Source organism: Bacillus sp. mrc49 (assembly GCF_002803435.1).
The window spans coordinates 1-581 of record NZ_PHNG01000500.1; the positions used below are offsets into that span (position 1 = coordinate 1).

At 52.7% G+C, this 581-nt stretch carries 1 protein-coding gene and 1 pseudogene; both read right to left on the reverse strand.

The window, feature by feature from the left end; all coding sequences use genetic code 11:
* Positions 1-215: pseudogene (locus CVN76_RS30855) on the reverse strand (prepilin peptidase); the annotation flags it as partial.
* A gap of 17 nt (positions 216-232) precedes the next feature.
* On the reverse strand, positions 233-581 hold a 349-nt coding region (gene gspM, locus CVN76_RS04775; RefSeq protein WP_198512480.1), incomplete at its 5' end, for a type II secretion system protein GspM.

The following is a 581-nucleotide window of genomic DNA, read 5'->3' on the forward strand; positions in this document are numbered from 1 at the left end:
CGGGGCAAGAAAAGGTTAAATCGCGCAGGTACCTTGGCCGTGTTGATCATTTGCTGTGGCTGGAATTGGCTCAGGCAGTGAATAAAATAGCGCTCATCTTGCTGTTTTAGCATCAGCGGTAAACGGTAGATAACAACGTTCAGCAGGCTACCGATGCACAAACCGAGCAGGCTGGCGAATAAAGGCCAACTGACGCTGTTGAATATATATAACATGAGTGACTCCAGTGCGATTACTGAGAGAACAAACGCTGCAAACGCAAAACATCCACGCGGACCACTCCGGGGGACGGCAGGGGGGTTACCTGCAAAGTTTGCACTTGAATATCGTGTTCGCGTTGTAAATCAGCTAGCCAGGCAATCAACTTGCTGAAAGGCAGCGGCGGCAACGTGATGCTCAGCGCATCTTCTTCGGGGTCTGGCGTTATCGCCGTCGGCGTTAGCCGATGACGCATGGTCGATTGTTCAATCAGCGTTGTTAACGGTAAAGCGCGGCTTTCAGGCGGTGGCAGGGTTGATTGCAGGAGGGCCAGGCGTTGGGCGTATTGCTGCAGGTTCAGTAAATCGCTCTGTGCCTGTTGC